This is a genomic window from Phyllobacterium phragmitis (genome assembly GCF_002980495.1).
Taxonomy (GTDB): Bacteria; Pseudomonadota; Alphaproteobacteria; order Rhizobiales; family Rhizobiaceae; genus Paramesorhizobium; species Paramesorhizobium phragmitis.
In genome coordinates, this window is the sequence record NZ_PVBR01000001.1 from 148,158 (window position 1) to 174,506 (window position 26,349).

The 26,349-nt window shown below is 61.2% G+C and carries 20 protein-coding genes; 12 read left to right on the plus strand and 8 right to left on the minus strand.

Annotated features, from left to right (window positions below; all coding sequences use genetic code 11):
* Window positions 1-182: 182 nt before the first annotated feature.
* From C5748_RS00750 to thrC, 4 genes are read right to left on the minus strand one after another with little or no spacing between them, the layout of a single operon-like run.
* The gene (locus tag C5748_RS00750; RefSeq protein ID WP_105740023.1) at window positions 183-3,047 is read right to left on the minus strand and encodes an EAL domain-containing protein; all 2,865 of its coding nucleotides are present in this window, start codon (window positions 3,045-3,047) and stop codon (window positions 183-185) included.
* Between the two features lie 29 nt (window positions 3,048-3,076).
* Complete coding sequence (locus tag C5748_RS00755; protein ID WP_105740024.1) at window positions 3,077-3,679, minus strand: GNAT family N-acetyltransferase; 603 nt, start codon at window positions 3,677-3,679, stop codon at window positions 3,077-3,079.
* Window positions 3,680-3,694: 15 nt separating this feature from the next.
* A complete protein-coding gene (locus C5748_RS00760) occupies window positions 3,695-4,987 on the minus strand; it encodes a M16 family metallopeptidase (RefSeq protein ID WP_105740025.1) in 1,293 nt (430 codons plus the stop codon).
* On the minus strand, window positions 4,987-6,396 hold the full coding sequence (gene thrC, locus C5748_RS00765) for a threonine synthase (RefSeq protein WP_105740026.1): 1,410 nt from the start codon (window positions 6,394-6,396) through the stop codon (window positions 4,987-4,989). The genes C5748_RS00760 and thrC overlap by 1 nt, the downstream gene beginning before the upstream one ends.
* 174 nt (window positions 6,397-6,570) lie before the next feature.
* Here thrC and C5748_RS00770 point away from each other — a divergent pair, with 174 nt between their 5' ends.
* From C5748_RS00770 to C5748_RS00780, 3 genes are all read left to right on the plus strand, one after another.
* Complete coding sequence (locus C5748_RS00770; protein WP_105740027.1) at window positions 6,571-7,146, plus strand: hypothetical protein; 576 nt, start codon at window positions 6,571-6,573, stop codon at window positions 7,144-7,146.
* Between the two features lie 189 nt (window positions 7,147-7,335).
* Complete coding sequence (locus tag C5748_RS00775; protein WP_158259792.1) at window positions 7,336-8,982, plus strand: EAL domain-containing protein; 1,647 nt, start codon at window positions 7,336-7,338, stop codon at window positions 8,980-8,982.
* 82 nt (window positions 8,983-9,064) lie between these two features.
* A complete protein-coding gene (locus C5748_RS00780; RefSeq protein ID WP_105740029.1) occupies window positions 9,065-9,247 on the plus strand; it encodes a hypothetical protein in 183 nt (60 codons plus the stop codon).
* A 126-nt stretch (window positions 9,248-9,373) separates the two neighbouring features.
* Here the strand turns inward: C5748_RS00780 and C5748_RS00785 are convergent, their stop codons facing one another.
* Window positions 9,374-10,063, minus strand: coding sequence for an HAD family hydrolase (locus C5748_RS00785; RefSeq protein ID WP_105740279.1), 690 nt, complete (start codon window positions 10,061-10,063; stop codon window positions 9,374-9,376).
* Window positions 10,064-10,288: 225 nt separating this feature from the next.
* Here C5748_RS00785 and C5748_RS00790 point away from each other — a divergent pair, with 225 nt between their 5' ends.
* A complete protein-coding gene (locus C5748_RS00790; protein ID WP_105740030.1) occupies window positions 10,289-11,422 on the plus strand; it encodes a site-specific DNA-methyltransferase in 1,134 nt (377 codons plus the stop codon).
* Between the two features lie 111 nt (window positions 11,423-11,533).
* Here C5748_RS00790 and C5748_RS00795 read toward each other — a convergent pair whose 3' ends face one another.
* Window positions 11,534-12,148, minus strand: a complete 615-nt coding sequence (locus tag C5748_RS00795; RefSeq protein ID WP_105740280.1) for an HAD family hydrolase — start codon at window positions 12,146-12,148, stop codon at window positions 11,534-11,536.
* 60 nt (window positions 12,149-12,208) lie between these two features.
* On the minus strand, window positions 12,209-13,276 hold the full coding sequence (mutY, locus tag C5748_RS00800) for an A/G-specific adenine glycosylase (protein WP_105740031.1): 1,068 nt from the start codon (window positions 13,274-13,276) through the stop codon (window positions 12,209-12,211).
* 214 nt (window positions 13,277-13,490) lie between these two features.
* Here mutY and C5748_RS00805 point away from each other — a divergent pair, with 214 nt between their 5' ends.
* The 7 genes from C5748_RS00805 to C5748_RS00835 all read left to right on the plus strand — a co-directional run bounded on the left by C5748_RS00805 (window position 13,491) and on the right by C5748_RS00835 (window position 22,723).
* Window positions 13,491-14,252: a glycosyltransferase family 25 protein gene (locus tag C5748_RS00805; RefSeq protein ID WP_105740032.1), complete on the plus strand. Its 762-nt coding sequence runs from the start codon at window positions 13,491-13,493 to the stop codon at window positions 14,250-14,252.
* 71 nt (window positions 14,253-14,323) lie between these two features.
* Window positions 14,324-15,499, plus strand: coding sequence for an O-antigen ligase family protein (locus C5748_RS00810; RefSeq protein ID WP_245428704.1), 1,176 nt, complete (start codon window positions 14,324-14,326; stop codon window positions 15,497-15,499).
* Window positions 15,496-16,473, plus strand: coding sequence for an SDR family NAD(P)-dependent oxidoreductase (locus C5748_RS00815; RefSeq protein WP_105740034.1), 978 nt, complete (start codon window positions 15,496-15,498; stop codon window positions 16,471-16,473). Before C5748_RS00810 ends, C5748_RS00815 begins: the two co-directional genes overlap by 4 nt.
* Window positions 16,470-16,979, plus strand: coding sequence for a DUF721 domain-containing protein (locus C5748_RS00820; protein ID WP_105740035.1), 510 nt, complete (start codon window positions 16,470-16,472; stop codon window positions 16,977-16,979). Before C5748_RS00815 ends, C5748_RS00820 begins: the two co-directional genes overlap by 4 nt.
* A 125-nt stretch (window positions 16,980-17,104) precedes the next feature.
* Window positions 17,105-17,839 (plus strand): DsbA family protein, encoded by a 735-nt coding sequence (locus C5748_RS00825; RefSeq protein WP_105740036.1) that lies wholly within the window; start codon window positions 17,105-17,107, stop codon window positions 17,837-17,839.
* An 87-nt stretch (window positions 17,840-17,926) separates the two neighbouring features.
* Complete coding sequence (gene smc / locus C5748_RS00830) at window positions 17,927-21,385, plus strand: chromosome segregation protein SMC (RefSeq protein WP_105740037.1); 3,459 nt, start codon at window positions 17,927-17,929, stop codon at window positions 21,383-21,385.
* 63 nt (window positions 21,386-21,448) lie between these two features.
* Window positions 21,449-22,723, plus strand: a complete 1,275-nt coding sequence (locus tag C5748_RS00835; protein ID WP_105740038.1) for an SAM-dependent methyltransferase — start codon at window positions 21,449-21,451, stop codon at window positions 22,721-22,723.
* 62 nt (window positions 22,724-22,785) lie between these two features.
* On the opposite strand, the gene C5748_RS00840 is transcribed toward C5748_RS00835, so the two are convergent.
* On the minus strand, window positions 22,786-23,133 hold the full coding sequence (locus tag C5748_RS00840) for a VOC family protein (protein WP_105740039.1): 348 nt from the start codon (window positions 23,131-23,133) through the stop codon (window positions 22,786-22,788).
* Between the two features lie 262 nt (window positions 23,134-23,395).
* Between C5748_RS00840 and ppdK the strand changes: the two genes are divergently transcribed.
* Window positions 23,396-26,101 (plus strand): pyruvate, phosphate dikinase, encoded by a 2,706-nt coding sequence (gene ppdK, locus C5748_RS00845; RefSeq protein ID WP_105740040.1) that lies wholly within the window; start codon window positions 23,396-23,398, stop codon window positions 26,099-26,101.
* The last annotated feature ends 248 nt before the right edge of the window (window positions 26,102-26,349 follow it).

The window sequence follows — 26,349 nt, forward strand, 5'->3', positions numbered from 1 at the left end:
ATTGAAACGCTGGCCGGACGACACCACTTGTCCGGCCGTCATTCTCGGGCTCGTCCCGAGAATCTGCGACAAGGAAAAGAAAAGCAATTACCGTTCTGACAGATCATACCGCGTAGATTCTCGGGACAAGCCCGAGAATGACGACAGGAGGGGACGCTGTTTCAAGCTAGTTCTGACAAACTCTAGGCTGCGGCAGGCTCCAGCTGATCTCTGAGAAGTTTGTTTGCAGCGTCCGCCGACACCGGCTGGCCGAACATGAAGCTCTGCACATATTCACAGCCGAGCTGGCGCAGATGCAGCGCATCCGTTTCATTTTCCACGCCTTCCGCCACTGCCGCGAGGCCCAGATCATGCGCCATGCTGACGATCGAGCGCAGCAGCGTCGCATTCTGCGCCTGATCGCTCTTCACGAAGGAGCGGTCGATCTTGATCATGTCGAAGGGGAAGCGGGTGAGATAGGCGAGGGAGGAATAGCCGGTGCCGAAATCATCGAGGGACAAGCCCACGCCCATGGCCTTGATGCGCGTCAGCACATGCGCAGACTGCTCGGGGTTTTCCATGATGACGGATTCGGTAAGCTCGAGCTTGAGGCTTTCCGGGGCGATATGGGTGCGCGAGAGCACCGAGCGCACATCGCTGATGAGATCCTGGCGGATGAGCTGCGTGCTCGAAAGATTGACCGAGACGAAGATATTCATGCCGGGGAAATTCTCGCGCCAGTTGAACAGATCCTGAGCCGCGCGTTGCATGGCGAACAGGCCAAGCTGGACGATGAGGCCGGAGCTTTCGGCGATCGGGATGAATTCGGACGGCGATATCGAGCCGCGCCGTGGATGCTCCCAGCGCATGAGCGCTTCGAACCCGGCAATGCTGCCGTCCTCCAGCCGCACGATCGGCTGATAGACCAGGCCGATCTCCTGACGCTCTATGGAGCGGCGCAGATCCGACTCCATCTGCAGCTTGTCGCTGCCGATGGCGCGGAATGCCGGGCGGAACGGCTCGATGCGGTCGCCGCCGAACCGCTTGGCCTGATACATCGCAAGCTCCGCATCCTTGACCAGGTCCTCGGCATTCGATGCCGCCGCAGTCCATGTGATGAGGCCGATGGACGCCGTCAGCACGATCTCGCGCTTGGCATAGGAGATGGGCGCGCGGATCGCCTGTTTCAGCGCCTCGGCGAACGCGGCGATGCGCGCCGGATCGCTTTCGGAAGTGAGCAGCAGTCCGAACTGGTCGGAGGCCAGGCGGGATAGCGTGTCCTGTGGCTTGAGCAGCCGATGCAGGCGGCGCGAGATAGTCAGGAGGATCGTATCGCCGGCCGACATGCCGAGACTGTCATTGACCTGCTTGAAGCGGTCGATGTCGATGATGAAAACCGTTGGCCTGAACTTGCTTTCGCTGCGCGCCATGTGGATGACGTTGTTCAGCCGGTCGAGGAACAATTCGCGGTTGGGCAGCCCGGTCAGATTGTCATGCACGGCATCATGCAGAAGGCGCTCCTCGGCCTTCTTCTGCTCGGTGACGTTGATCAGCGTGCCGACGCAGCGCACGATTTCGCCGTCGGAGCCGATGACGGGGCGGGCGCGCAGCGCATACCAATGATAATGCCCATCGCCGGCGCGTAAGCGGAAGGTTTGCGCGATGCGGCCGCGCCGATTCTCCAGAATGGCGTCGAGCGTCGAGCGGAACCGGTCGCGGTCGTCGCTGTGCATCGCCGGCAGCCAGTTGCGTACCGGCCCCTGAAGCTGGCTTGCGGCGGAACCGAGGAAGGTGTCGATATCAGGCGTCGTTACCACGCGGTCGCGTGGCACGTCCCAATCCCAGACGATATCGCCGGAGCCGATGACGGCAAGCGCCTGCCGTTCCATGTCGGAGAAAAGCCCGTGCTGTAATGCGCCGCCGGCGAAGGCGTGCTGCATGACGGTGAAGCCGATGAGAAGCAGGATCAGCACGAGGCCGCCGCCCAGTGCCGGCTGCGCGATATCATTGTCGAGATGGCCGGATACGGTGAGCCATGCCCCGCCAAGCCATAACAGGATCAATATCCAGGTCGGGATGAGCATGATCGCCCGGTCATATCCCCTGAACGTCAGGTAGCCGATGATCGCCACGCCGGCTATGCCGGTCAGCGCGAAGGAAAAACGCGCGATACCCGAGGCGATCGGCGGATCGATGATGGCGACCCCGGCAAGGGCCAGCAGGCCCAGGACCCAGGTCAACGCGCCATAGCTGAAATGATCGTGCCATCGGTTGAGGTTGAGATAGGTGAACAGGAAGATCACAAACGTCGCGGCAAGCGACACCTCGGTTCCCGCCCGCCAGACCTGTTCGCTGCCGGGCGTGATCGCCATCAGCTTGTTCCAGAAACCGAAATCGACGCAGATATAGGCGAGAACGGCCCAGGCGAGCGCCGCCGTCGCCGGAAACAGCGACGTGCCCTTGACGACGAAAAGAATGGTCAGGAACAAGGCGAGAAGGCCTGATATGCCGAGCAGGATGCCGCGATAAAGCGTATAGGCGTTGATCGTGTCCTTGTAGGCTTCGGGCTCCCAGAGATAGACCTGCGGCAGGTTGGGGGAGGCCAGTTCGGCGACAAGCGTGATCACCGAACCCGGATTGAGCGTTATGCGAAAGATGTCGGCATCGGGGCTCGCCTGCCGGTCGAGCGCGAAGCCTTCGCTCGGCGTGATGGAATTGATGCGGGTCGATCCGAGATCGGGCCAGACGAAACCCGATCCGACGAGGCGGAAATGCGGCGCCACGATCAGCCGGTCGATCTGCTCGTCAGTCGGGTTGGCGATGGCGAAGACAGCCCAGTCGCCTTCGCTCCTCTTGTCGTTGGCCTGCACCTCGATGCGCCGCACGATGCCGTCGGGTCCAGGTGCCGTGGAAACCTGGAAGCTCTCGCCCTGATTGCGGAAGATCTCCACGGCGCGGGAAAGATCGAGCGCGGTATCGTCCTTCGATATCTTGACCGGTTCGAACGCCAATGACGAACTGGCTCCGCCGGCGGCGAACAGCACGAACAGAAAAATGCCGAAAAGCATCTTCAGCGGGCTGTGAACATATCGTGACACTATCGGGCGACCTTGCTGTTGATCATGCGTCTGTCGTTTTCGAGCAGCGAGTAGAGGAAATGGTCCTGCCACATGCCGTTGATTTTGAGATAGGAACGTAAGAGTCCTTCTCTCTGAAATCCGGCTTTTTCGAGAAGCCGCGTGGATCGTGCATTATTGGGAATACAGGCAGCTTCGAGCCTGTGCAACCGCAACTGGTCGAATGCAAAGGGGATAATCAGCCCCATCGCCTCGGTCATATAGCCTTGCCCGGCAAAAGGCGCGCCGCTCCAATAGCCGATCTGGCCGGATTGCGCGACGCCGCGGCGGATATTGCCGAGCGTGATGCCGCCGACGAGCCTGTTGTCGGAGTTGCGGAAGATGAAGAAGGGATAGCCGGTGCCCGACTGCGACTCTTCCTGATAGCGCCTGATCCGCAGGCGAAACGAGCTGCGTTCGAGATCCCCCTCGTTCCATAGCGGTTCCCATGGCGACAGGAATTCCCGGCTCTCGGCGCGCAGATTCGCCCACGCCTTGTAATCGCCGCTCGAAGGTTCGCGCAGACAAACGCGTATTCCGCGCAGGGAACCCTGATTGTTCCTGATGAAGGGCAGGGCGATCATTGCCGTGCCCTGAGTTTAGACGGCGATCTTGCGAGGCTGCGACCGTGTGGAAAGCGCATCCTGCACACCGTCGAAATGCATCAGTTTTCCAATCGGCCCCACCGCGGCGACCGTCGGTTTGGTGTCCAGGAAAAGCCGGCCCGCAAGATCGGTGAGCCGTTCTGCGGTGATCAGCGAAAGCCGCTCCAGCAGCTCGTCATGGGTCACCGGCCGGCCATAGAGAAGGATTTGCCGGGCCATCTGGCCGGCACGGCTCGCCACGCTCTCTTGCGACATCAGGAGGCTGGCGCGATATTGGGCGCGGGCACGGTTCACCTCTTCCTCGCTGATGTTCTGCGCCGCCTCATGCATCTCGTGCAGGATGACGGGAACGAGCTCGTTCAGATCGTCGCGTCCCGTCGCGGCATGAATGCCGAAAAGGCCCGTGTCGGAAAAACCCCAGTGAAACGCATAGACCGAATAGCAAAGGCCGCGCTTTTCCCGAACTTCCTGGAAAAGCCGTGACGACATGCCGCCGCCAAGCACCATCGCCAGGATCTGCGAGGCATAGAAATCGCGCACATGATAGGCGCGGCCCTCGAAGCCGATCAGCACCTGCGCATCCATCAGGTCGCGATTTTCGCGGAAATCGCCGCCGACATAATGGGCAAGATCCGGCATTGTGGCCGTGCCGTGGGCGCGGAAACCGCCAAGCCGCTTTTCCACCTCGCGGACGAAGGCGTCATGGTCGATGGCTCCCGCCGCGGTCACCACCATGCGGTCGGCGCTGTATTGCTCTTCCATATAGGTGCGCAGATCGGCGGAGGTGAAGGTCTCGACCGTCTCCGGCTCGCCGAGGATGGCGCGTCCGACCGGCTGATGGCGGAATGCCGTTTCCGTGAAATGATCGAAGACGATATCATCGGGCGTGTCGTGCGCTGCGCCGATCTCCTGCATGATGACATGCTTCTCGCGGGCAAGTTCGTCCGGATCGAATTTCGAGCTGGTCAGTATATCCGACAGGATATCGATGGCGAGCGGTACGTCATTACGCAGCACGCGGGCATAAAAGGCGGTCGTTTCGACGCTCGTCGCGGCGTTGATTTCGCCGCCGACATTTTCGATATCCGCTGCGATCTGCCAGGCCGAGCGGTTCTCCGTGCCTTTGAAGGCCATGTGTTCGAGGAGGTGGGCAATGCCATGCTGGTCGTTCGCTTCGTTACGCGAGCCGGCCTTGACCCAGATTCCCAAGGCGACGCTTTCCACATTCGGCATGGCCTCGGTCGCGATCGTCAGCCCGTTGGGGAGACGGCTTACTTTAACACTCATTACTGATTAACTCCCTCCCGCAAGGCTCTTGAATTGCGGCTGATATGATCTTCCACGATTTTGAGATCGTTGGGAAGCACCGTATAGTTTTCTTTTCTTTCCATAAGATCTCCAAATCGGGTGGGCAGCGCGGGTTCGATGCCGCTGGCCTGCGCGACGGCATCGGGAAATTTAGCCGGATGCGCAGTCGCAAGGATCACCATCGGTACCCCATCGGCATGGTCGCGCGCAACCTTGACGCCGATCGCCGAGTGCGGATCGAGGAGATAGCCGTTGGTTTCGAGCACTGAGCGGATGGTCTCTGCCGTCTCCGCCACAGTGGAGCGTCCGGCGTCGAATTCGGCGCGAATCCGCTTCAGCGGCGCATCCGCGATGACAAAGCCGCCGGACTGCTTGAGCCCGTCCATCAGCCTGCGGACCGCCGCCCCGTCGCGCCCATGCGCCTCGAACAGCAGCCGCTCGAAATTCGAGGAAACCTGGATATCCATCGATGGCGAGGTGGTCTGGACGACGCCGCGCGTCTCGTAGGCGCCGGATTGCAGCGTGCGGGCGAGAATATCGTTGTCATTGGTCGCCGCGATCAGCCTGTCGATCGGCAGGCCCATGCGCTTGGCGACATAACCGGCGAAGATATCGCCGAAATTACCGGTCGGCACGGTGAAGGAAACCGGACGGTCCGGAGCGCCGAGGGAAAGTGCTGCGGTGAAATAATACACCACCTGCGGCATGATGCGCGCCCAGTTGATCGAATTGACGCCGGAAAGCGACAGCGCGTCGCGAAAACGCAGATCGTTGAACATCCCTTTGACGAGCGCCTGACAATCGTCAAAATTCCCCTCCACGGAGAGCGCATGGACATTCGGTGCGGTGGAGCTGGTCATCTGCCGCTGCTGGACGGGAGAGACGCGCCCATGGGGAAACAGGATGAAGATGTCGGTTCGGTCGCGGTTGGCGAAAGCCTCGATGGCGGCCCCCCCCGTATCGCCCGATGTCGCGCCGACGATGGTGGCGCGCTTGGCCTGCGCGGCAAGCGTATAATCCATCAGCCGCGCCAGCAATTGCATCGCCACGTCCTTGAAGGCGAGCGTCGGGCCGTGGAACAGCTCCAGGATGAATTCGTTGGCGCCGGTCTGCACCAGCGGGCAGACGGCGGCGTGGTGGAACGTGGCATAGGCTTCGCGGACCATGCGCTCGAAATCGGCTTGCGGAATTTCGCCGCCGGTAAACGGCGTCAGGACGCGGATGGCGACATCGGCATAGGATTTTCCGCGCAGCGCGCGGATCTCGTCGGGCGAGAGCGTGGGAAATTCCTGTGGGAGATAAAGTCCGCCGTCGCGGGCCAGGCCTGCCAGGAGCGCATCGCAAAATCCCAGGACAGGCGCCTCGCCGCGGGTACTCACATACTTCATGTCATCCTAGCCTTTTATAGCAGATCCCGTTGCAGCCCGATTTTTGGCGCAGCTTTCAGGGATGGGGTTGCCCTGTCCGTAAAAAAACAGGAAAACGTCGTCGCGCGGTCCACATGGCGTTGGTCCACGGGCGTTGGTATAGAACAGGTTCATTAGTGCAGGGAAGTCCGGTTCATGGGTAAAGCATCATACAATCGTTCCGCATTTCATCAAGTTTTTGCGATGGCACTGCTTTTGGCCGTGGCCGGGTGCACGACCAAGGATGGCGGATCGGGGACCGTCGCGGGCGGCCTGCCTTCCACGTCGGGCGAACAGAAGGTTTCGCAATCCGAGCTTCGCGCCTATTGCCCCAACGTTACGCTGCGTGAAGGAACCGCCTTCTTCAATACATATGAGAAGGGCGGCGAAAAAGACAATGCGCGCATCGTTTACCAGGCCGCTATCACGGATGTGACGCGCGCCTGCCAATATGCGCCGGGCACGACCACGATGGACGTAGCTGCGGCAGGCAAGATCGTTCCTGGACCGCAGTTCAAGGCCGGCACGATCACCATGCCGATCCGCGTCGTGGTCACGCAGGGCGATTCCGTGCTATATTCCAAGCTGCATAAATATCAGGTCAGTGTTTCGGATCCTGCAAGCGCGACCCAGTTCGTTTTCAACGACAAGGGCATCAGCTTCCCGACGCCGGCCGTGAAGGACATCCAGGTCTTCGTCGGCTACGATGAAGGACCCTACAATACAAAATAGAAATGAATGTAGGGGATTTCTTGCTGGAAGCTTGGGAATGGTCCTGAAAGTGACGGCGGCTGAAAATTTTCGCCGCCGTTGCAAGGGAATTTTCGCGCCGTTACAAATATTTTAATAGTATTGTGCTTTTATTCTTTCTGAATGGATGGGGCTGCGAAGTATTTCTTTGCGCGACATACAGGAACGCCCGTGATCAACCGCCTGCGTCCGATCTTCCGAACCGCTCCCATCATCCTTGCGGTGGCAATGTTGACGTTGGCGGGAGGATGGTTCGGCCATGTGCTGGGAACCCGCATGCGGATATCCTCGGATCGCGCGGCGATCACCAGCTATTCAGATCAGTTGCTGGCACATGCCATCGATGTCATCGCCGAGACGAACGGCGCAATCGATGCTGCCAATGCTTCGCCTCAGGACTTTTGCTCGCCTGCTGAAATCGAGCTTATGCGCAACATGCTGTTTGCCGCACGCAATCTCAAGGACATAGGACGCATCAAGGACGGCCATCTCATATGCTCCACCATATTGGGCAAGACGGATGGCAGCGTGCCGATGCCGCAAGGCCCCTATACCCAATTAGCAGATGGAACGCGCATCTATCCCGATACGCCATTGGCGGTTTCCGATTCCAACGCCCCGGTCGTGGACCGCGGAAATGCCAATGCCGTCATCGATCCCAGAGCATTCGATACGCTGAAAGATCCGCCATTCCATTACGGGATCTTTTACGGCGATGTGGGGAAGAAACATCTCGCCAGGATTTTCGGTGAGGGGGATGCTGTCGTCCCGGCGCCGGCCGATGGCGTGGCGTGGAGCCTGAAAAGTGGCATTCTTCGCCGGGATGGCTGTTCCGAGGCCTCGGGACTATGCATTTCCGTTTGGGCGCGCCTCAGCGAACTCGATGCGTTCAGCCATGGCATCGTCAATGCGATCATGCTGCTTGGAGCCGCGCTCGGTGCGCTTGGCGGGCTGACCTGGGTTAATTTCCGCCGTCGCGACCAATCGCTGATGGCCAGGCTCTCCAGGGCTCTCGCCCACGAAGAACTGACCTTGCTCTACCAGCCGGTGGTGAATGTGGCCGACGGGAAAATCGTTGGCGCCGAAGCGCTGGTTCGCTGGCAAAGCAACGAAAGCAAAGGCGATTTCGTGCCGCCTGACGTCTTCATCGCGATTGCCGAGCAAAAAGGCATCGCCGGCCGGGTCACCCGCTATGTCCTTAATCGTGCGATCGAGGAAATGGCCGAAACACTCCGCCTGCATGATGGCTTCCGCATAACCATCAATATTGTCGCGAGCGATCTCAGCGATCCAAAATTCTTTGCCGCGCTCGATGACGGCCTGCGTCGCGGGGGATTGAGCCCGCGCCAGATCGGCATCGAACTGACCGAACGTTCAACCGCGGATTCCTCCGCCGCCATTGAGGGCATCGCCCGGCTGCGCTCGCGCGGACATATTGTCTATCTCGATGATTTCGGCACCGGCTATTCGAGCCTTTCCTATCTTGGCGAACTGGATGTCGATGTGCTGAAAATGGATCGTGCCTTCACCCGCACCGTGGGAACGGATGCGGTGACGGTGAGTATCGTCCCGCAGATCATCGATATGGCGATCAAGCACAATCTCTCCATCCTCGTGGAGGGTATCGAGACGGCAGCGCAGGCGACTTATTTCCGCAACCTTCCCGTGCCAGTCATGGGGCAGGGATGGTATTATGGAAAACCAGTCTCTGCCGCCGCGCTGACGAAACAATTGGAGCAGCAGGACGGGATTGTCGCCGTCAAGAAGGGCCGCAAAAGAAGCCGGCAATCTCTACGCAAAACGGGATCGAGTCGATAGCGCCGATTTAGATGCAATTCGATTCAAATACCCGTGCGCGCGTCAGCAAAATATCAACCGGCCCGCGCTAAGAACCTTCGGCATGAAACCACGATACGAACGCATTTTCGAACCGACCGACACCTGGGCCATCTTCGATTCGGTCACGGGCATTCCGGTTATTATCGGCACCAAGCTGATGATCGGCCTTACCCTGGAGGAGGCGGAGGAAGCGCTTGCGGCCCTCAACGCCCCTCCCAAGAGCAGGAAAAGCTCGGCTGCTTGAGGTTTTGGGGCGGGTTCCATCGTGATCGGACCGCGCTTTCGGCGCCATTGAGGTAATGGAGACGGCGAAGAATCCATGCCTCAACGTTTCCGCCTCAGCAACATCTCCGGAAAAAGAAGCCCACGCTCAAAGCGCCTCGGACCAGACCGACATCGCCTCGATGACGGCGGGCAGGTCCTGGTGGCGGCTGATGACCGTTTCGGCGCCCGCCTCCGTCAGACGGTCGGCATGGCCGGGATAGGTATGCGCTCCGCCGGTGAAGCCGATGACGCGCATTCCGGCCGCGTGCGCACCATGGATGCCGTGGACCGAATCTTCAATGACGATGACATTTCCAGGATCGACCCCGAATTTTTCCGCCGCATAGAGGAAAACATCCGGAGCCGGCTTGCCCTGCTTGGTCCCGACCTCTCCGGCGGCGAAGATATCGGGCGCGAAGAGATCGTAGAGCCCGGTCCGGGTGAGCATCAGCTTCAGCCTTTTGTTCGACGAGTTGGAGCAGATGCACCTGGGATAGTGCAGCTTGGAAACAGCCTGCTCGATACCGTCGATGGCCAGGACTTCCTGCGCCAGCCTTTCATCGAGAATCCGGTCGGATTTCTCGATCAGCGAAGCGGAAATCGGAATTCCGGCCTCGCGTTCCACCATCATCAGGATGTTCGGCCAGGTCAGGCCGGAAAACCGCTCGGCGATCTCGTCGGGTTCGATCGGATAGCCCGCGTCGCCCAGAAGCTCGGACTCGACCCGTGCCGCGATGATTTCCGAATCGACCAGAACGCCGTCGCAGTCGAAGATGATGAGCTGGGGTGTGGTCATGTTCTGCAATCCTGTCATTGCAAAAAGGGAAGATAAAAACGATTGCCCCCGGCTTTCGACCGGGGGCGGATGTCGGGCCTGAGCTACACCTTTATGGCGCGAGCGTCAAAGTTTTATGGCGCCGGGCAGCAATCCGCCAACAATCCACTTGCCGCTTAACCGCATATTTACCCTGTCCGGTAACCATAAGCATCACTAAAGCGTCCTCAAGTAGCCGAGTATCCCATGTCTGTTGTTCGTATTGTGAATGAGCTGCCCCAGGCGGCACCGCAGTCCCCCTGGCTTGACACGATCCTCAAAGGCGATTGCGTCGCGGCTCTCGAACGGCTTCCCGACCATTCCGTCGATGTGATCTTTGCCGATCCGCCATACAACCTCCAGCTCGACGGCGATCTGCACCGCCCCGACCAGTCCAAGGTCGATGCCGTTGACGATCATTGGGATCAGTTCGACAGCTTCCAGACCTATGATGCCTTCACCCGCGCCTGGCTCCTCGCCTGCCGCCGCGTGCTGAAGCCCAACGGCACCATCTGGGTCATCGGCTCCTATCACAACATCTTCCGCGTCGGCACCTCGCTGCAGGATCTCGGTTTCTGGGTCCTCAACGACGTCATCTGGCGCAAGACCAACCCGATGCCGAATTTCCGCGGCCGTCGTTTCCAGAACGCGCATGAGACCATGATCTGGGCCTCGCGCGACCAGAAGGGCAAGGGGTACACCTTCAATTACGAGGCGATGAAGGCGGCCAATGACGATATCCAGATGCGTTCCGACTGGCTGTTCCCGATCTGCACCGGCGGCGAAAGGCTGAAGGACGAAAACGGCGACAAGGTCCATCCGACGCAGAAGCCGGAAGCCCTGCTCGCCCGCGTGCTGATGGCATCGACGAAGCCGGGCGACGTGGTGCTCGATCCCTTTTTCGGTTCGGGAACGACCGGCGCCGTCGCCAAGCGCCTTGGCCGCCATTTTGTCGGCATCGAACGCGAGCAGGCCTATATCGATGCCGCCACTGCCCGCATCGCCGCCGTCGAGCCGCTCGGCAAGGCTGAGCTCACGGTGATGACCGGCAAGCGCGCCGAGCCGCGCGTCGCCTTCGTCAGTGTCGTCGAATCGGGATTGCTGCGCCCGGGAACGGTTCTGAGCGACGCGCGCCGCCGTCATGCGGCGATCGTGCGCGCCGATGGCACGCTCGCCGCCAACGGCGATGCCGGGTCGATCCACCGCATGGGCGCCAAGGTGCAGGGCCTCGACGCCTGCAACGGCTGGACCTTCTGGCACTACGAGGAGGAGGGCGGCCTCAAGCCGATCGACGATCTGCGCAGCAAAATCCGCCTGCAGATGCTGCCGGTCGGAGCATGATATCGACACTATTCGGAGCGATGCTCTAATCCAATCGGACGAGACCTCCAGGAAAGTCTGATCCCGAAGCGCTTGAGCCCATCTCAAGCGCTTCGGTGCTTTTGGAGGCTGCTAAATCTCGATCCCCGCCTGCCGAAGGTCTGCCTTCAACGTCTCCGGACCGGTAAACTGCACCGCCTGCCAGCCGGCAGCCACGGCGCCTTCGACATTGGCGGCCGTATCGTCGATGAACAATGTCGCCGATGGTTCGAGATCGAATGCCTTGGCATGATGATCGTAGATCGCCTTGTCGGGTTTGAGCAGGCCGATATCGCCCGAGACGGTGACGCCGCGGCTTTCCCTGAGGAAGGGATAGCGCGCTTGCGCCTCGCGCAACGTATCGGAAGCGAAATTGGTCAGCATCGTCACATCGTGACCCCCGGCGATCAGCCGCCGCAGGATCGTCACGCTGTCGTCATAGGCATGCGGAACCATCTTGTGCCAGCTTTTGCGGAAGGCGCGTATATGATCGGCGCGATCGGGAAAGACCTCGATCAGCACCGCTTCGGCTTCGGGCCATGTCCGGCCGCGATCCTGCTCGACATTCCAGTCATGCGTGCAGATGTTCTCGAAGAACCAGCGCCGCTCGTTTTCATCGGGGATGATGTCATGATAGCCCAGATGCGGATCGTAGTGGATCAGCACCTTGCCGATGTCGAAGACGATGTGTTTGACGGGTTGGCTCATGCGATATGTCTCTTCTGGATAAAGCATGATCCCGAAAAGTTGCAGACTTTTTGGATAAGATCATGCGGCTTCAAATGCGTCGGGTATCGCCGCCGCTATCGCCTTTTTCATGACCGTGGGCAAGGCTTCGTCAGGCAATTCGTCAGGGAGTGCCCACCAGCCATTGTCGGCTGCCTGCTCCGCGACATCATCCGCCCGATAGACCGAAAGCCGCAATTCGAAATGCGTGAAGACATGGACGATGCCGCCGGAAGCCCTCCACCGCGCGGGGAAGGGGGCGGCAGCGGCCGACGTGTCGCCGTCGATGCGCGCCGTCCAGTTCGTGCAAGGCACTTCGGCCATGCCGCCGAGGAGGCCGGAGGCGGGACGCTTGCGAAGGAACACCGAACCATTGCGTGATATGGCGACGAAAGCCGCACCGAACCGCACCGGCCTGTCCTTTTTCGGTGCCTTGACGGGAAAGAGCTCGGGATCGCCCTCATGGAGAACGCGGCAGTCGTCATTGACCGGGCAGAGCACGCATGCGGGCCGCCTGGGCGTGCAGATCATGGCGCCCAGATCCATCATCGCCTGCGCGAAATCGCCGGGCCGATCGTTGGGCGCGATCGTTAGAACCTTGGCGCGTATCTCAGGCTTCGCGGCGGGAAGAGGCGTGGATATGGCGAAAAGCCTGGTGATGACGCGCTCGATATTGCCGTCGACCACCGCGGCGGGCTGATCGAAGGCGATGGCCACGATCGCCGCTGCCGTGTAGTCGCCGATGCCTGGCAGCGCCTTCAGTCCTTCGATTGCTGACGGAAATTCACCGTTCAGTTCGCCGGCGACGATTTCGGCGCATTTCTTCAGATTGCGCGCGCGCGAATAATAGCCGAGACCGGCCCACGCCCGCATCACATCATCATCCGTCGCCGCCGCAAGCGCCCGGACTGTCGGCCAACGCGTGACGAATGCCTGGAAATAGGGCTTTACCGCCTCGACCGTGGTTTGCTGCAGCATGATCTCCGAAAGCCATACGCGGTATGGATCGGCGAGAACGCCCCGCGCACGTTCCGATGGCGTCACCCGCCACGGAAAAAACCGGTGGTGATCATCGTACCATTGGAGTAGCTGTTCGGCCTTGCTGTTCATTGCTGTCCTGTTTCAGGGATGGGATAAATGGAATCTCGGAGATCGAGGACATCCCCGGAGGCCCGGATACACGAATGTCACAATCACATAATAATTCAAACCAGTACCGGTATGTGTGCAAAATCGCTGGGGCCGGTTTCGCTCGTCCTGTTGACTTTCGCACGCATGCGTTTCACCGGTTGATTGACCGCGAACCTGCTCAAAGGCGATTCATTTGTCCATACCCGTCTACGTGATCAATCTTGATCGCTCACAGGAGCGGCTGACGGCGGTGAAGGACAGCGCGAAGCGGTATGGCATATCGATCCGCCGGGTTCCCGCCGTGGATGGGTGCGCTCTGCCGCCATCCGCCCTCGGCGATCTCGATATCGCGTCATTCAGGCGGCTTCACGGCAAGAATGTCATGCCGGCCGAGATCGGATGCTATTTCAGTCACCTCAAGACATTGGAGGAGATCGCCGGAGGCAACGAGCCCTGCGCGGCTATCGTCGAGGACGATGTCGAGTTCACCGCGGATTTCATGCCGTTCCTCGAGGCTTTGGTGCAGCTGTCCGGTTGGGATGCCGTCAAGCTCGTCAATCATCGCACGTCGCTTTTTCGCCGCTTTCGGCGGATCAATCCCGACTATTCGATCGGGCGATGCAGCCATGGCCCGCTCGGAAGCTCGGCTGCCTATGCGGTGACCCGCGAAGGTGCGGCAAAGCTTCTGGCGGCGCTAAGGCCGATGCGGCTTCCCTATGATGTGGCGCTGGAGCGCGGATGGAGTGGAAATTATGCGATTTTTACGACCGACAGGCCGCTTGTGAATTTTTCCAGACAGGCGCTCTCCACGATCGCCGATGGTAGGGCTGCCTATGCGAGAGCCAGGCTGCCCGCCTGGAAACGGATCGGCACATTGATGTTCAGAACGAGCGATTATCTCGGCCGCATGTGGTTTGCATGGGCTCCCGTTCGCCTGACGGACGAAAAGAAATGAGCTTTATCAAGAAATCCTTTTTAATGCGGCGCCGTATAGATTCGTGGGTCCTCGGTGTGGGCTCGGCCACCATGCCTATTCGCATCGGATTCGGTTCGGTCGCTCTGTTCCTGTTCGCCTGTATCGGAATATACCTCACTTGCGGACGGCATAGGACCGCGCGCCTTTTCGCGCGCAATTTCTACATCTGTGCCGTGCTTTACGGCATCTGGTCGCTCGGCCTCATCGTTTTTCGCGATGAGCCGATCTGGGATAACCGGCAGATCGGCTATACCCTGCTTTTCACCATTTTTTCCTTTGCCGGTCCCGGCATGGTCCTCGTGCGCGATCCCCTGCGCGCTTTCGTGCTGGGCGCGCGTGTCGGCGTCATTCTGGCTTTTCTTGTCGCGCTGGCCATGGCCGTCATCTATGGCGGGCGCATCGGCGTTGGCGGCAATGCGGCCGTCTTTGCGTTCGTGGCAGGCGTCGCCGCCATAGGGGCGGCGATCCCGATCGCCAACGCGCCGCGCTATTTGCCGAACGGGCCGCTCTATCTCGTCCTGGGAACGGCCGCGGTGCTCACCTCGGAAACGCGCGCCGTGCTGGTCGTCCTGCCGATCTTCGCATTGATCGAGATCCTTTTCTCCGTCAGCAAATACGCGCCGCGGATCAGGATGTTATCCTACGCCGTCCTGTCGCTGATGGCGTTGGGCCTGGCCTCGTTCGGCCCGGTGGACGATATCGTTTCGAAGCGGTTTGTGGGGATCGTCGAATATTACGACACGGGCGATAAGAGCAAATGGGAAGACAAGATATCGGCTGATATCCGCTTTGCGCTATGGCAAGGCGCACGGGAGGTCATAAGCGAGCATCCGCTCATAGGTGTCGGATCCTATGCGAAGATGGACGCGGTTCGCGTCAAGGCCGGTGAAAACGCGCCGATGCTTGCCGGTTTCCGCCATGTCCACAATACGATCTTCGACGAATTGCTGAACGACGGCGTGATCGGGCTCATTCTTCTCCTTGGCTGCGGCTATTTCGGCCTGAGCCATCTCTTCCGCCACTCCGACAGCCCCGGCATGACGCGCAGCATCATTTATTTCATCACCGTCTGCACCACCTATGGCCTGCTGCACAATCCGCTGCTGCATGAGGTGACGATCTCAGGGATATTTTTCTATTTTGGCGCGCTCAATGCCGCGGCATCGCGTCTCATCATGGCGCAGCGCCGACGCCTGACAGAGGTGCATACCAGGGGACCGACATGAAAGCGATCGTGACCGGTGCGGCCGGGTTCATTGGCTTCCACACGGCCCGGCAATTGCTGCGTGAGGGCTGGCAGGTGGTGGGGATCGACGATCTCAACTCCTATTACCCGGTGGAACTGAAAGAGACGCGCCTGTCGGTTCTGCAGGCGCAGGAAGGTTTTCGCTTTGCCCGCGCCGACATAGCCGATGCGGCCGGCTTGAAGGCCGCCATCGGCGCCGATGCGGATGCCGACATCATCGTCCATCTCGCCGCGCAGGCGGGGGTGCGCTATTCCATCGAAAATCCTTCCGCCTATGTCTCGGCCAATGTCCAGGGCCAGGTGACGGTGTTCGAACAGGCGCTTAGCCTTCCCAAGCGTCCGCCGGTGGTCTATGCCAGTTCGTCCTCGGTCTATGGCGCCAACGAGAAGATGCCGTTCAGCGAGGGCGATGCGGTCGATCGTCCGGTCTCGGTCTATGCCGCGACCAAGCGGGCGGGCGAATTGCTGGCCCATTCCTACGGCGAGGTGCACGGCCTGCCATCGACGGGTTTGCGGTTCTTCACCGTCTATGGCCCCTATGGACGGCCCGACATGGCGCCGTGGCTTTTCACCAGCGCCATTCTCAAGGGCGAGCCGATCCGCGTCTTCAACAATGGCGCGATGGAACGCGATTTCACCTATATCGATGATATCGTCAGCGGCGTTCTGGGTGCGGTGAAGCGCATTCTCGAGCGGCCCCAGGCGACGGCGCCTGTCTATAATCTCGGCAATAGCAGCCCCGTCGCGCTCGATGATTTCATCGCGGAGATCGAGGAGGCGACGGGCCGCAAGGCGATCAAGCAGTTCGAGCCGATGCCGCCGGCCGACGTGCCGCGCACCTATGCCGATATCGCGCTTGCCGCCCGCGATCTCGATTTCGCGCCGGTCACGCCGCTTGCGCGGGGAATTCCTTTGTTTGTCGAGTGGTTTCGTGGCTATAATGGCGCGCCATGAGCGCAAAAGAAGGATATAAAGGGTTTCGGCCGCTGGCGGATATGGCATCGGGGGTTCTCGATCCTGTGCTGCGCAAGCGCGCGGGCATCAATCTGGCGCTGCTGCAGTCCTGGGAGGACATCATTGGCTCTGCGCTCGGAACCCAGTCGCGCCCGCTGAAAATCCTCTGGCCGCGTCGCGCCCATGAGGACGACCCGTTCCAGCCGGCGACGCTGGTCATTGCCTGTGAAGGCTTTGCCGCCATCCGCATTCAGCATGAGACGGGGGAAATCATCAGCCGCGTCAATGGGTTCCTGGGTTTTGCAGCGATCGGGCGCATCAAGATCGAGCAGAAACCCGTGCCGATCGCAGCATCCCGGCGCCGCGTCGGGCAGGCGGTGGTCGATGCCGCCTCGGAAAAACATATCGAGGCGGTAACAGCCGAGATCGAGGACGATGATTTGCGTGCCGCCCTGGCCAGGCTCGGCCGCAGCGTGATTGCGGAAAAGGCGAAACGCCAGTCCTGATTGGCCAATCTTCACGAAAAAGTCAAAGACTTGAAGCTTATCCTGCCTTAAGAGTTGCAGTCGAGCGCCTGAAAACGCGCGGCTGCTGTATAGTGGAAAACAGATAAACGAAACGGGTGATTCGCATGGCTGCACTATTGAACCGCAGAAATGTTCTTTCTTTCGCAGCCATGTCTGCTGCCGGAATGGCGCTTGCTGCGTGCAGCGACAGTTCGGATCCGGCTGCCGAAGCGGCGCAGACGACATCTGACAATGCGGCGACGCCCGCTGCATCGCCCGCTGCATCGAATGTGCAGGCGCCTCCGTCCCAGGGCAGCGTCGATGTCGAGAAGCTCTATCAGCCGGGCAAGCTGAAGGACATGGTCATGGGCAAGGACGATGCGCCCGTCACCATCGTTGAATATGCCTCGATGACCTGCCCGCACTGCGCCCATTTCGACGAGACGACGCTGCCGGTCATCAAGCAGAAATATATCGACACCGGCAAGGCGCGGCTGATCTTCCGCGAATTCCCGTTCGACCCGCGTGCGTCGGCGGCCTTCATGCTGGCGCGCTGCGCCCCGGAAGACCGTTATTTCCCGATGATCGACGTGCTTTTCAGGCAGCAGCAGCAATGGGCGGCAGCGGCAAATGCCGAAGAACCTTTGATGCAAATCGCAAAGCTGGCCGGTTTTACACAGGAGTCCTTCAAGGCTTGCTTGACGAACCAGCAACTTCTCGATGATGTGAACGCATCGCGGGAGCGTGGGGAGAACGAATTCGGCGTTACCTCTACACCAACCTTTTTTATAAACGGGAAAAAATACGCTGGAGCACTGTCGGTTGACGAGATGTCAGCAATCATCGACGGCCTTCTCTGACCTGCATTCATTGCGAATGGGTGGGCGATTGATCGCGCCCGCTCTTTTTCCCATGAGGCTGTTCGCGCATGATGGAGGGCGTGGCTGATGCGCTTCTCCAAGCTGCGCCTCGTCGGCTTCAAATCCTTCGTCGAGCCGATGGAGTTCGTCATCGAGAACGGGCTGACCGGCGTCGTCGGCCCCAATGGCTGCGGCAAATCCAATCTGGTCGAGGCGCTGCGCTGGGTGATGGGCGAAAGCTCCTACAAGAACATGCGCGCCTCCGGCATGGACGACGTGATCTTTTCGGGCTCGGGCACGCGGCCGGCGCGCAACACCGCCGAAGTCACGCTTTTCCTCGACAATCAGGACCGCGCAGCACCTTCCGCCTATAATGATGCCGATGAGTTGCAGGTTTCGCGCCGCATCGAGCGCGAGGCGGGCTCGGTCTACCGTATCAACGGCAAGGAAGCCCGCGCCAAGGACGTGCAACTGCTCTTCGCCGATCAGTCGACCGGCGCGCGCTCGCCTTCCATGGTCGGGCAGGGCCGTATCGGCGAGCTCATCCAGGCGAAACCGCAGGCCCGCCGTGCGCTTCTGGAGGAAGCGGCCGGCATTTCCGGCCTGCACACCCGCCGTCATGAGGCGGAACTGCGCCTGCGCGCCGCCGAAACCAATCTCGGACGGCTCGAGGATGTCGTCGGCGAACTCGGCGCCCAGGTCGAAAGCCTGAAGCGCCAGGCGCGCCAGGCCAACCGGTTCAAGGCGCTTTCCGCCGATATCCGCAGTTCCGAAGCCATTCTCCTGCATCTGAAATGGACGCTTGCCAAGGCGCAGGAGGCGGAGGCGCAAAGCGCCCTTTCGACGGCGACCAGCGCAGTCGCCGAACGGGCGCAGGCGCAGATGGCTGCGGCCAGGGAACAGGCGATCGCCGCTCACCGCCTGCCGGATCTCCGCGACGCCGAAGCCAAGGCCGCTGCCGCGCTGCAACGTCTGACCATCGCCCGCACGCAATTGGACGAGGAGGCCGAGCGTATTCGCGCCCGCCGGTCCGAACTATTCAAGCGGCTTGAGCAGTTCGCCGCCGATGTCGTTCGTGAAGAGCAGATGGTGCACGAGAATGCCGATATTCTGGCGCGTCTCGACGAGGAGGAGCGCGGGCTCAACGCCGATAATGATGCGGCTGATAACCGCGATATCGAAACGCGCGCCGCCTTTGAAAGTGCCGACGCCAAACTCAGGGAAAGTGAAGCAGCCCTTGCCCGCGTGACGGCGGAGCGCGCCGAAGCCGCCGCCGAGCGTGCGCAGATCGAGCGTAGCTTACGCGAAGCCGCCGACCGGCGCGACCGGCTGACAAGCCAGATGCAGGACGTCGAGCGCGAGATTGCCGCCATTGCCGCGCAGATCGCAGCGCTCGCCGATCCCGAGGAAAAGCGCCTCGCCGTCGAGGCGGCGGAGGAGACAGTGATCGCCGCCGAAGAGGCAGCCATTGCCGCGGAGGAGCATGTCGAGCGAACCCGCGCCGGCGAAGCCGCCTTGCGCCAGCCTCTGAACGAAGCCCGCAGCGAACTGAACCGGATCGAAACGGAAGCGCGAACGCTTGCCAGGATCATCAATGCCGATGCCTCCGACCTGTTTGCGGCCGTATTGGAGCAGGTCAGGGTCGAAAAGGGTTTCGAGACCGCACTTGGTGCGGCGCTTGGCGAAGACCTGGACGCGCCGACGGATGCAGGCGCGCCGGTATTCTGGGCTGGAACCGACGATGCCGGTGGCGATCCCGCCCTGCCGGAGGGGGTGCAGGCGCTGGCCGATCTGGTGAACGCGCCGCGCCAACTCGCCCGGCGGCTGGCGCAGATCGGCGTCGTTGACGAGGCCGACGGCTCGCGCCTGCAAACCTTGCTGAAGCCCGGGCAGCGCCTGGTGAGCCGGGAAGGCGCGCTTTGGCGCTGGGACGGCTATACCGCCAGCGCCGATGCGCCGACGCCCGCCGCACAGCGCCTCGCCCAGAAGAATCGCCTGGCGGAACTCGATCTGGAGGCCGTCGAGGCGACGAAGCATCTTCAAAGCGCCGAAGCGGCGGTCGCGCAAGGCGAGGCCGCGCTGCGCGAGGCGGTGGAACGCGAGCGTACGGCGCGCGATCATTGGCGCGCGACGCAGCGCGCGCTCGACGAGGCCCGTGAGGCGCTGGTGGCGGCAGAACGCGCGGCCGGTCAGCTGTCAAGCCGTCGTGCCGCACTCGACGAGGCAAAGGCCCGCATCGCCGAAAGCCTTGACGAGGCGCAGATCCAGTTCGCCGACGCGGACGATCATCTGGCCGCCATGCCGGATATCGAGGAAGTCGACACCCGCCTTGCCGCGCTGACGGGCGAGGTGATGGCCGATCGTGCCGCGCTCGCCGAGGCGAGGGCCGCCCATGAGGGCCTGCGCCGCGAGGCGGAAGCCCGCGTAAGGCGGCTGGAGGCGATCGGCCAGGAACGCAAGAGCTGGGTCGCCCGCGCGCAGAATGCCGGCCGCCAGATCGAGGCGCTTGCCGAGCGCCGCGCCGAGGCGGCGGCGGAAGCCGAGGGTTTGGCCGATGCGCCCGACGAAATCGAGCAGCGCCGCCGCGCCTTGCTGTCGCAACTCTCGCAGGCAGAAGCGCTGCGCCAGGAAGCCGCCGACAAGCTCGCCGTAGCGGAGGCGAAGCAGGCTGAACTCGACAAGCTCGCCACCCAGGCCATTCAGGACCTTGCCGCCTCACGCGAGGCGAGGGCGCGCGGCGAGGAGCGTGGCTCGGCCGCACAGGAGCGGCGCCAGGACGCGGAAAGGCGCATCCTCGAAGCGCTGAACTGCCAGCCGCATGAGGCGATGCGCATGACAGGCCTCGGCCCTGATGATCCGCTGCCCGATGTCGAGCAGGTCGAACAAAGGCTGGAAAGGCTGAAGATCGAGCGCGAGCGTCTCGGCGCGGTCAATCTGCGCGCCGACGAGGAACAGCGCGAACTGGCCGAACGTCTGGAAGCGATCGTCGGCGAGCGCGAGGATATTATCGAGGCGATCAAGAAGCTGCGCCAGGCAATCCAGAGCCTCAATCGCGAAGGGCGCGAACGCCTGCTTGCCGCCTTCGATGTGGTCAATGCGCAGTTCCAGCGGCTGTTCACCCATCTCTTCGGCGGCGGCACCGCCGAATTGCAGCTGATCGAATCCGACGATCCGCTCGATGCGGGGCTGGAGATCCTGGCCCGTCCGCCCGGCAAGAAGCCGCAGACGATGACGCTGCTTTCCGGTGGCGAACAGGCGCTGACGGCGATGGCGCTGATCTTTGCGGTGTTTCTCACCAATCCCGCGCCGATCTGCGTCCTCGACGAGGTCGATGCGCCGCTCGACGACCACAATGTCGAGCGCTTCTGCAATCTGATGGACGAGATGGCGGCCACCACCGAAACCCGTTTTGTCGTCATCACCCACAACCCGATCACCATGGCCCGCATGAGCCGCCTGTTCGGCGTCACCATGGCCGAGCAGGGTGTTTCCCAACTCGTTTCCGTCGACCTGCAGATGGCCGAACGGCTGCTCGAGGCGAGTTGATCCCGCCGGGTTCGCCATCGGACTCGGCATGCGCCCTTCATGAACTTAACCGGGAGACGTGGAATGGCTGCCCAATCCAGATCGGTCAGTGTCATAAGAACAGTCGTCGAAACCCTGCGTCCGCAGTTTGACATCGCATTGTGGGATGGCACCCGCATCGGGACATTCGGCGGCCCATGCCTTGTGATCAAGGATCCGACCATTGTCCGGCAGCTCATGCTCAGGCCGAATTATGACTCGCTGATCGATATATGGACATCAGGCCGCATCGACATCGAAAACGGCACGATCCTCGACCTCGCTGGGGCGAAGATCGACGGGAGCCTGAAGGAGAGGCTCAGGGAACTGCCAAAATGGAGGCTGCTGAAAGACCTTCCGGCCCTGTTATTCGCCGGAAAGCCCGCCGAGGGCGCTGTCATGGAGGGAAAAACCCCGTTTGTCAGCGGATCGAGCAAGGAAGCGATCACGCATCACTACGATGTGTCCAATGAATTCTATCAACTCTTTCTCGACAGGCGCATGGTTTACACCTGCGGCTACTTCACCGACTGGGCCAACGATATCGACCGTGCGCAGGAGGACAAGCTGGAACTCATCTGCCGCAAGCTGCGCCTCAAGCCCGGCGACCGGCTTCTGGATATCGGTTGCGGCTGGGGTGCGATGCTCATCTATGCGGCGCAGAAATATGGCGTCATCGGAACCGGCGTTTCCCTGTCGGAAGCACAGACCGCGCTCGTGCGCGAAAGGATAAAGGCGGCCGGTCTGGAAGACCGGATCACCATCCACGTCAAATCCTATGCCGATCTTGACGGCGAATTCGACAAGATATCGTCGATCGGCATGTTCGAACATGTCGGCATTGCCCATTACGACGAATATTTCAGCGCGGTAAGCCGCCTTCTGCGCCCCGGCGGTCTGTACATGCACCACGCGATCACCCGCCGGATGAAGCGGAACAAGAAGGCTTTTCGCCGCAAGAGCGCCGAGCATCTTGCACTGGTAAAATATATTTTCCTCGGCGGTGAACTCGATCATCTCGGCATGACGGTGGAGAATCTCGAAGGCCATGGCTTCGAGGTTCACGATGTGGAGAATCTGCGCGAGCATTACGGACGGACATGCCGTCTGTGGTGCGAGCGGCTTCATGCCGGTTTCGATGCGGCGGTTGCGGAAATCGGCTATGCGAAGGCGCGCCTCTGGCTGCTCTATCTGGCAGGTTGCGCGCTGGCGTTCGAGCGGGGAACCGTCCAGATCAACCAGACGCTGGCCTCCAAGCGCCGGCGCGGCATTTCAGCCGTGCCGCAGACGCGCAGCGACATTTATGCCGGTTTCGCCTGAGCAGGCCGAAGCCATTCACTGCGAGCGCCAAGCGTTATTTCGACCGAAACGCGCCTCGCGCGTTACCTGTCGCTCCAAACCGCCAGTTCGTTGCCCGCGGGATCGGTGAAGTGGAAGCGGCGGCCGCCGGGGAAGGAGAAGATCGGCTTGACGATTTTTCCGCCGGCCTTTTCGACCGCATCGAGCGTTTCCTCCAGCTTCTCGGAGTAAAGCACCGGCAGCGGTTTTGCCGCCTGTTCTCCCGGGGCGGCGTCAAAGCCGCCGTCCAGCCCCTCGTCGAAAGCCGAATATGTCGGCCCGTAATCGGTGAAGGACCAGGAAAACGCCGCGCTGTAGAAATTCTTGACCTTGTCCAGCGTCCCGCCGCCAGCCGGCAATTCGAGATAATCCAGCTTACCTGTCACACGCATGATATCTACTCCGGTTCGTTCTCTTTATGTTCTATTTCCATTTCAAGGAGAACGCAAGAGGCGATGAAATAGCCAAGCCTGCATCATCACCACACATTGGCAAATAGGTGTGAAAATCAAGGCGATAATGTCTGATCTCGCCGTGGATGCGGGTGTTTCCGGCTCTAATCGATTTGATTATGCACCGCAGCATTTTCTAATGGCACCGGCGGCTTTGATCGCTTAAGCATCGAGACTGACAGGGCTGCTGAGGGAGGTCTCGATGGTGAAATGGGTCTATAATTTCGGTGACGGCAAGGCGGAAGGTTCCGCCGGCGACCGCAATCTGCTGGGCGGCAAGGGCGCCAATCTCGCGGAGATGGCGAGCCTCGGCCTGCCGGTTCCTCCCGGATTTACCATCACCACCGAAGTCTGCAGCTATTATTACGATCACCACCGCAGCTATCCGGCCGAACTGGAGGCGGAGGTGAAGAAGGCGCTCGCCCATATCGCAGCGCTGACCGGCCGCACCTTCGGCGATCCGGCAAAGCCGCTGCTTGTTTCGGTACGGTCGGGCGCCCGCGCGTCCATGCCCGGCATGATGGATACGGTGCTCAATCTCGGCCTCAATGACGAGACGGTTGCGGCCATCGCCCGGGAATCGGGCGATGAACGTTTCGCCTATGACAGCTATCGCCGTTTCATCCAGATGTATTCCGATGTCGTGCTCGGCGTCGACCATGCCTTCTTCGAGGAAATACTCGATGATACCAAGGCCAATCTTGGGGCTGAGGTCGATACCGACCTGACCGCCGATGACTGGAAGGGCGTCATCGCGCTTTATAAGGCTAGAGTTCAGGAAGAGCTTGGAGAACCGTTCCCGCAATCGCCGGAAAAGCAGCTCTGGGGCGCCATCGGCGCCGTGTTTTCCAGCTGGATGAACGCCCGCGCCATCACCTATCGCCGCCTGCATAACATCCCGGCGGCCTGGGGCACGGCGGTCAGCGTCCAGGCCATGGTCTTCGGCAATATGGGCGAGACGTCGGCAACGGGCGTCGCCTTCACCCGCAATCCGTCGACGGGCGAAAAGAAGCTCTACGGCGAATTCCTCGTCAATGCGCAGGGCGAGGACGTGGTGGCGGGCATCCGCACACCGCAGAACATCACCGAGGAGGCGCGCATCGCCGCCGGCTCCGACAAGCCTTCTCTTGAAAAGGTCATGCCGGATGCCTTCGCTGAGTTCTTGGAAGTAGCCGATACGCTCGAGCGGCATTATCGCGACATGCAGGACCTCGAATTCACCATCGAGCGCGGCAAATTGTGGATGCTGCAGACCCGTTCGGGCAAGCGCACCGCCAAGGCCGCGCTGAAGATCGCGGTGGAAATGGCCGAGGAAGGGCTGATCGGCCCGGAAGAGGCGGTGCTGCGCATCGATCCCGCCTCGCTCGATCAACTCCTGCACCCGACCATCGATCCCGGCGCGACACGCAACATCATCGGCACCGGTCTTCCCGCCTCTCCGGGCGCGGCGACCGGCGAGATCGTGTTTTCATCCGAGGATGCCGAAGCGGCGAAGGCCGAAGGCCGCAAGGTCATCCTGGTGCGCGTCGAGACGAGCCCGGAGGATATTCACGGCATGCACGCCGCCGAAGGCATCCTCACCACCCGCGGCGGCATGACCAGCCATGCGGCGGTCGTCGCCCGCGGCATGGGCAAGCCCTGCGTCTCGGGAGCGGGCGCGCTGCGCGTCGATTATCGCAACGAAACCGTGATGGCGGCGGGCGTCACGCTGAACAAAGGCGATGTCATCACCGTCGATGGCGGCACCGGCCAGGTGCTGAGGGGCAAGGTGGCGATGCTCCAGCCAGAGCTTTCGGGCGATTTCGGCCGCATCATGCAATGGGCCGACAAGACGCGGCGCATGAAGGTGCGCACCAATGCCGAGACGCCGGCGGATGCCCGCATGGCGCATTCCTTCGGTGCTGAAGGCATCGGTCTTTGCCGCACCGAGCACATGTTCTTCGAGGGCGAGCGCATCGTCGCCATGCGCGAGATGATCCTCGCCGATACCGAGGAGGGCAGGAGGACGGCGCTTGCCAAGCTCCTCCCCATGCAGCGCTCCGATTTCGTGGAACTGTTCGAGATCATGAAGGGCCTGCCAGTCACCATCCGCCTGCTCGATCCGCCGCTGCACGAATTCCTGCCCAAGACTTCAAGCGAGATCGCGGAAGTGGCACAGGCCATGGGCGTCGAAGCCGATAAGCTGCGCGAGCGGACCGAAGCCCTGCACGAGTTCAATCCGATGCTCGGCCATCGCGGCTGCCGGCTGGCGATTTCCTATCCGGAGATCGCCGAGATGCAGGCGCGCGCCATCTTCGAGGCGGCTGTGGAGGCCGGAAGGAATACCGGCGCGCCGGTGGTGCCGGAAATCATGGTGCCGCTGGTCGGCCTCAAGGAGGAGCTCGATTTCGTCAAGGCGCGCATCGATGCGGTGGCCCTTGAGGTCATCGAGGAGTCCGGCGTGAAGATCGACTATCTCGTCGGCACGATGATCGAACTGCCGCGCGCCGCCATCCGGGCGCACGAGATTGCGGAAACGGCGGAGTTCTTCTCGTTTGGCACAAACGACCTGACGCAGACCACCTTCGGCATCTCGCGCGACGACGCCGCGTCTTTCCTCTCGGTCTACCAGCGCTTGGGGCTAATCGAGCGCGATCCGTTCGTCTCGCTGGATCTCGACGGTGTCGGCGAACTGGTGAAGCTCGCCGTCGAGCGCGGCCGCAGCACGCGCCCCGATATCAAGCTCGGCATTTGCGGCGAGCACGGCGGCGATCCCGCATCCATCGCTTTTTGTGAGGAAACCGGCCTCGATTACGTCTCCTGCTCGCCTTTCCGGGTGCCGATCGCCAGACTGGCGGCGGCGCAGTCGGCGATCCGCAAAGCGCAGGCAAATCCGGAGAAAGCGGCGGCGGCTGTTCCGGTTGCATAGAGATGCTTTTTCAGTTGCGCTATACTGGAACACCCCCCTCTGGCCTGCCGGCCATCTCCCCCTCAAGGAGGGAGATTAGCCTTCATTAATGTTTGCCACCAATCGCATACGTTGAAGAATGAATATCGAGGCTTCTGTCAGCCAATCTCCACCCTTGTGGGGGAGATGGCCGGCAGGCCAGAGGGGGGTGTTGAAGTGCGAACCCGTAAAAACACCCCGCAAATTCAGTAATTTATAACCCTAATCAC

Bases quoted from the DNA above. Each gene is read 5' to 3' on its own strand.
- C5748_RS00750 (WP_105740023.1), bottom strand. From the start codon at position 3,047: ATGCTTTTCGGCATTTTTCTGTTCGTGCTGTTCGCCGCCGGCGGAGCC.
- C5748_RS00755 (WP_105740024.1), bottom strand. From the start codon at position 3,679: ATGATCGCCCTGCCCTTCATCAGGAACAATCAGGGTTCCCTGCGCGGA.
- C5748_RS00760 (WP_105740025.1), bottom strand. From the start codon at position 4,987: ATGAGTGTTAAAGTAAGCCGTCTCCCCAACGGGCTGACGATCGCGACC.
- thrC (WP_105740026.1), bottom strand. From the start codon at position 6,396: ATGAAGTATGTGAGTACCCGCGGCGAGGCGCCTGTCCTGGGATTTTGC.
- C5748_RS00770 (WP_105740027.1), top strand. From the start codon at position 6,571: ATGGGTAAAGCATCATACAATCGTTCCGCATTTCATCAAGTTTTTGCG.
- C5748_RS00780 (WP_105740029.1), top strand. From the start codon at position 9,065: ATGAAACCACGATACGAACGCATTTTCGAACCGACCGACACCTGGGCC.
- C5748_RS00785 (WP_105740279.1), bottom strand. From the start codon at position 10,063: ATGACCACACCCCAGCTCATCATCTTCGACTGCGACGGCGTTCTGGTC.
- C5748_RS00790 (WP_105740030.1), top strand. From the start codon at position 10,289: ATGTCTGTTGTTCGTATTGTGAATGAGCTGCCCCAGGCGGCACCGCAG.
- C5748_RS00795 (WP_105740280.1), bottom strand. From the start codon at position 12,148: ATGAGCCAACCCGTCAAACACATCGTCTTCGACATCGGCAAGGTGCTG.
- mutY (WP_105740031.1), bottom strand. From the start codon at position 13,276: ATGAACAGCAAGGCCGAACAGCTACTCCAATGGTACGATGATCACCAC.
- C5748_RS00810 (WP_245428704.1), top strand. From the start codon at position 14,324: ATGCCTATTCGCATCGGATTCGGTTCGGTCGCTCTGTTCCTGTTCGCC.
- C5748_RS00815 (WP_105740034.1), top strand. From the start codon at position 15,496: ATGAAAGCGATCGTGACCGGTGCGGCCGGGTTCATTGGCTTCCACACG.
- C5748_RS00820 (WP_105740035.1), top strand. From the start codon at position 16,470: ATGAGCGCAAAAGAAGGATATAAAGGGTTTCGGCCGCTGGCGGATATG.
- C5748_RS00825 (WP_105740036.1), top strand. From the start codon at position 17,105: ATGGCTGCACTATTGAACCGCAGAAATGTTCTTTCTTTCGCAGCCATG.
- smc (WP_105740037.1), top strand. From the start codon at position 17,927: ATGCGCTTCTCCAAGCTGCGCCTCGTCGGCTTCAAATCCTTCGTCGAG.
- C5748_RS00835 (WP_105740038.1), top strand. From the start codon at position 21,449: ATGGCTGCCCAATCCAGATCGGTCAGTGTCATAAGAACAGTCGTCGAA.
- C5748_RS00840 (WP_105740039.1), bottom strand. From the start codon at position 23,133: ATGCGTGTGACAGGTAAGCTGGATTATCTCGAATTGCCGGCTGGCGGC.
- ppdK (WP_105740040.1), top strand. From the start codon at position 23,396: ATGGTGAAATGGGTCTATAATTTCGGTGACGGCAAGGCGGAAGGTTCC.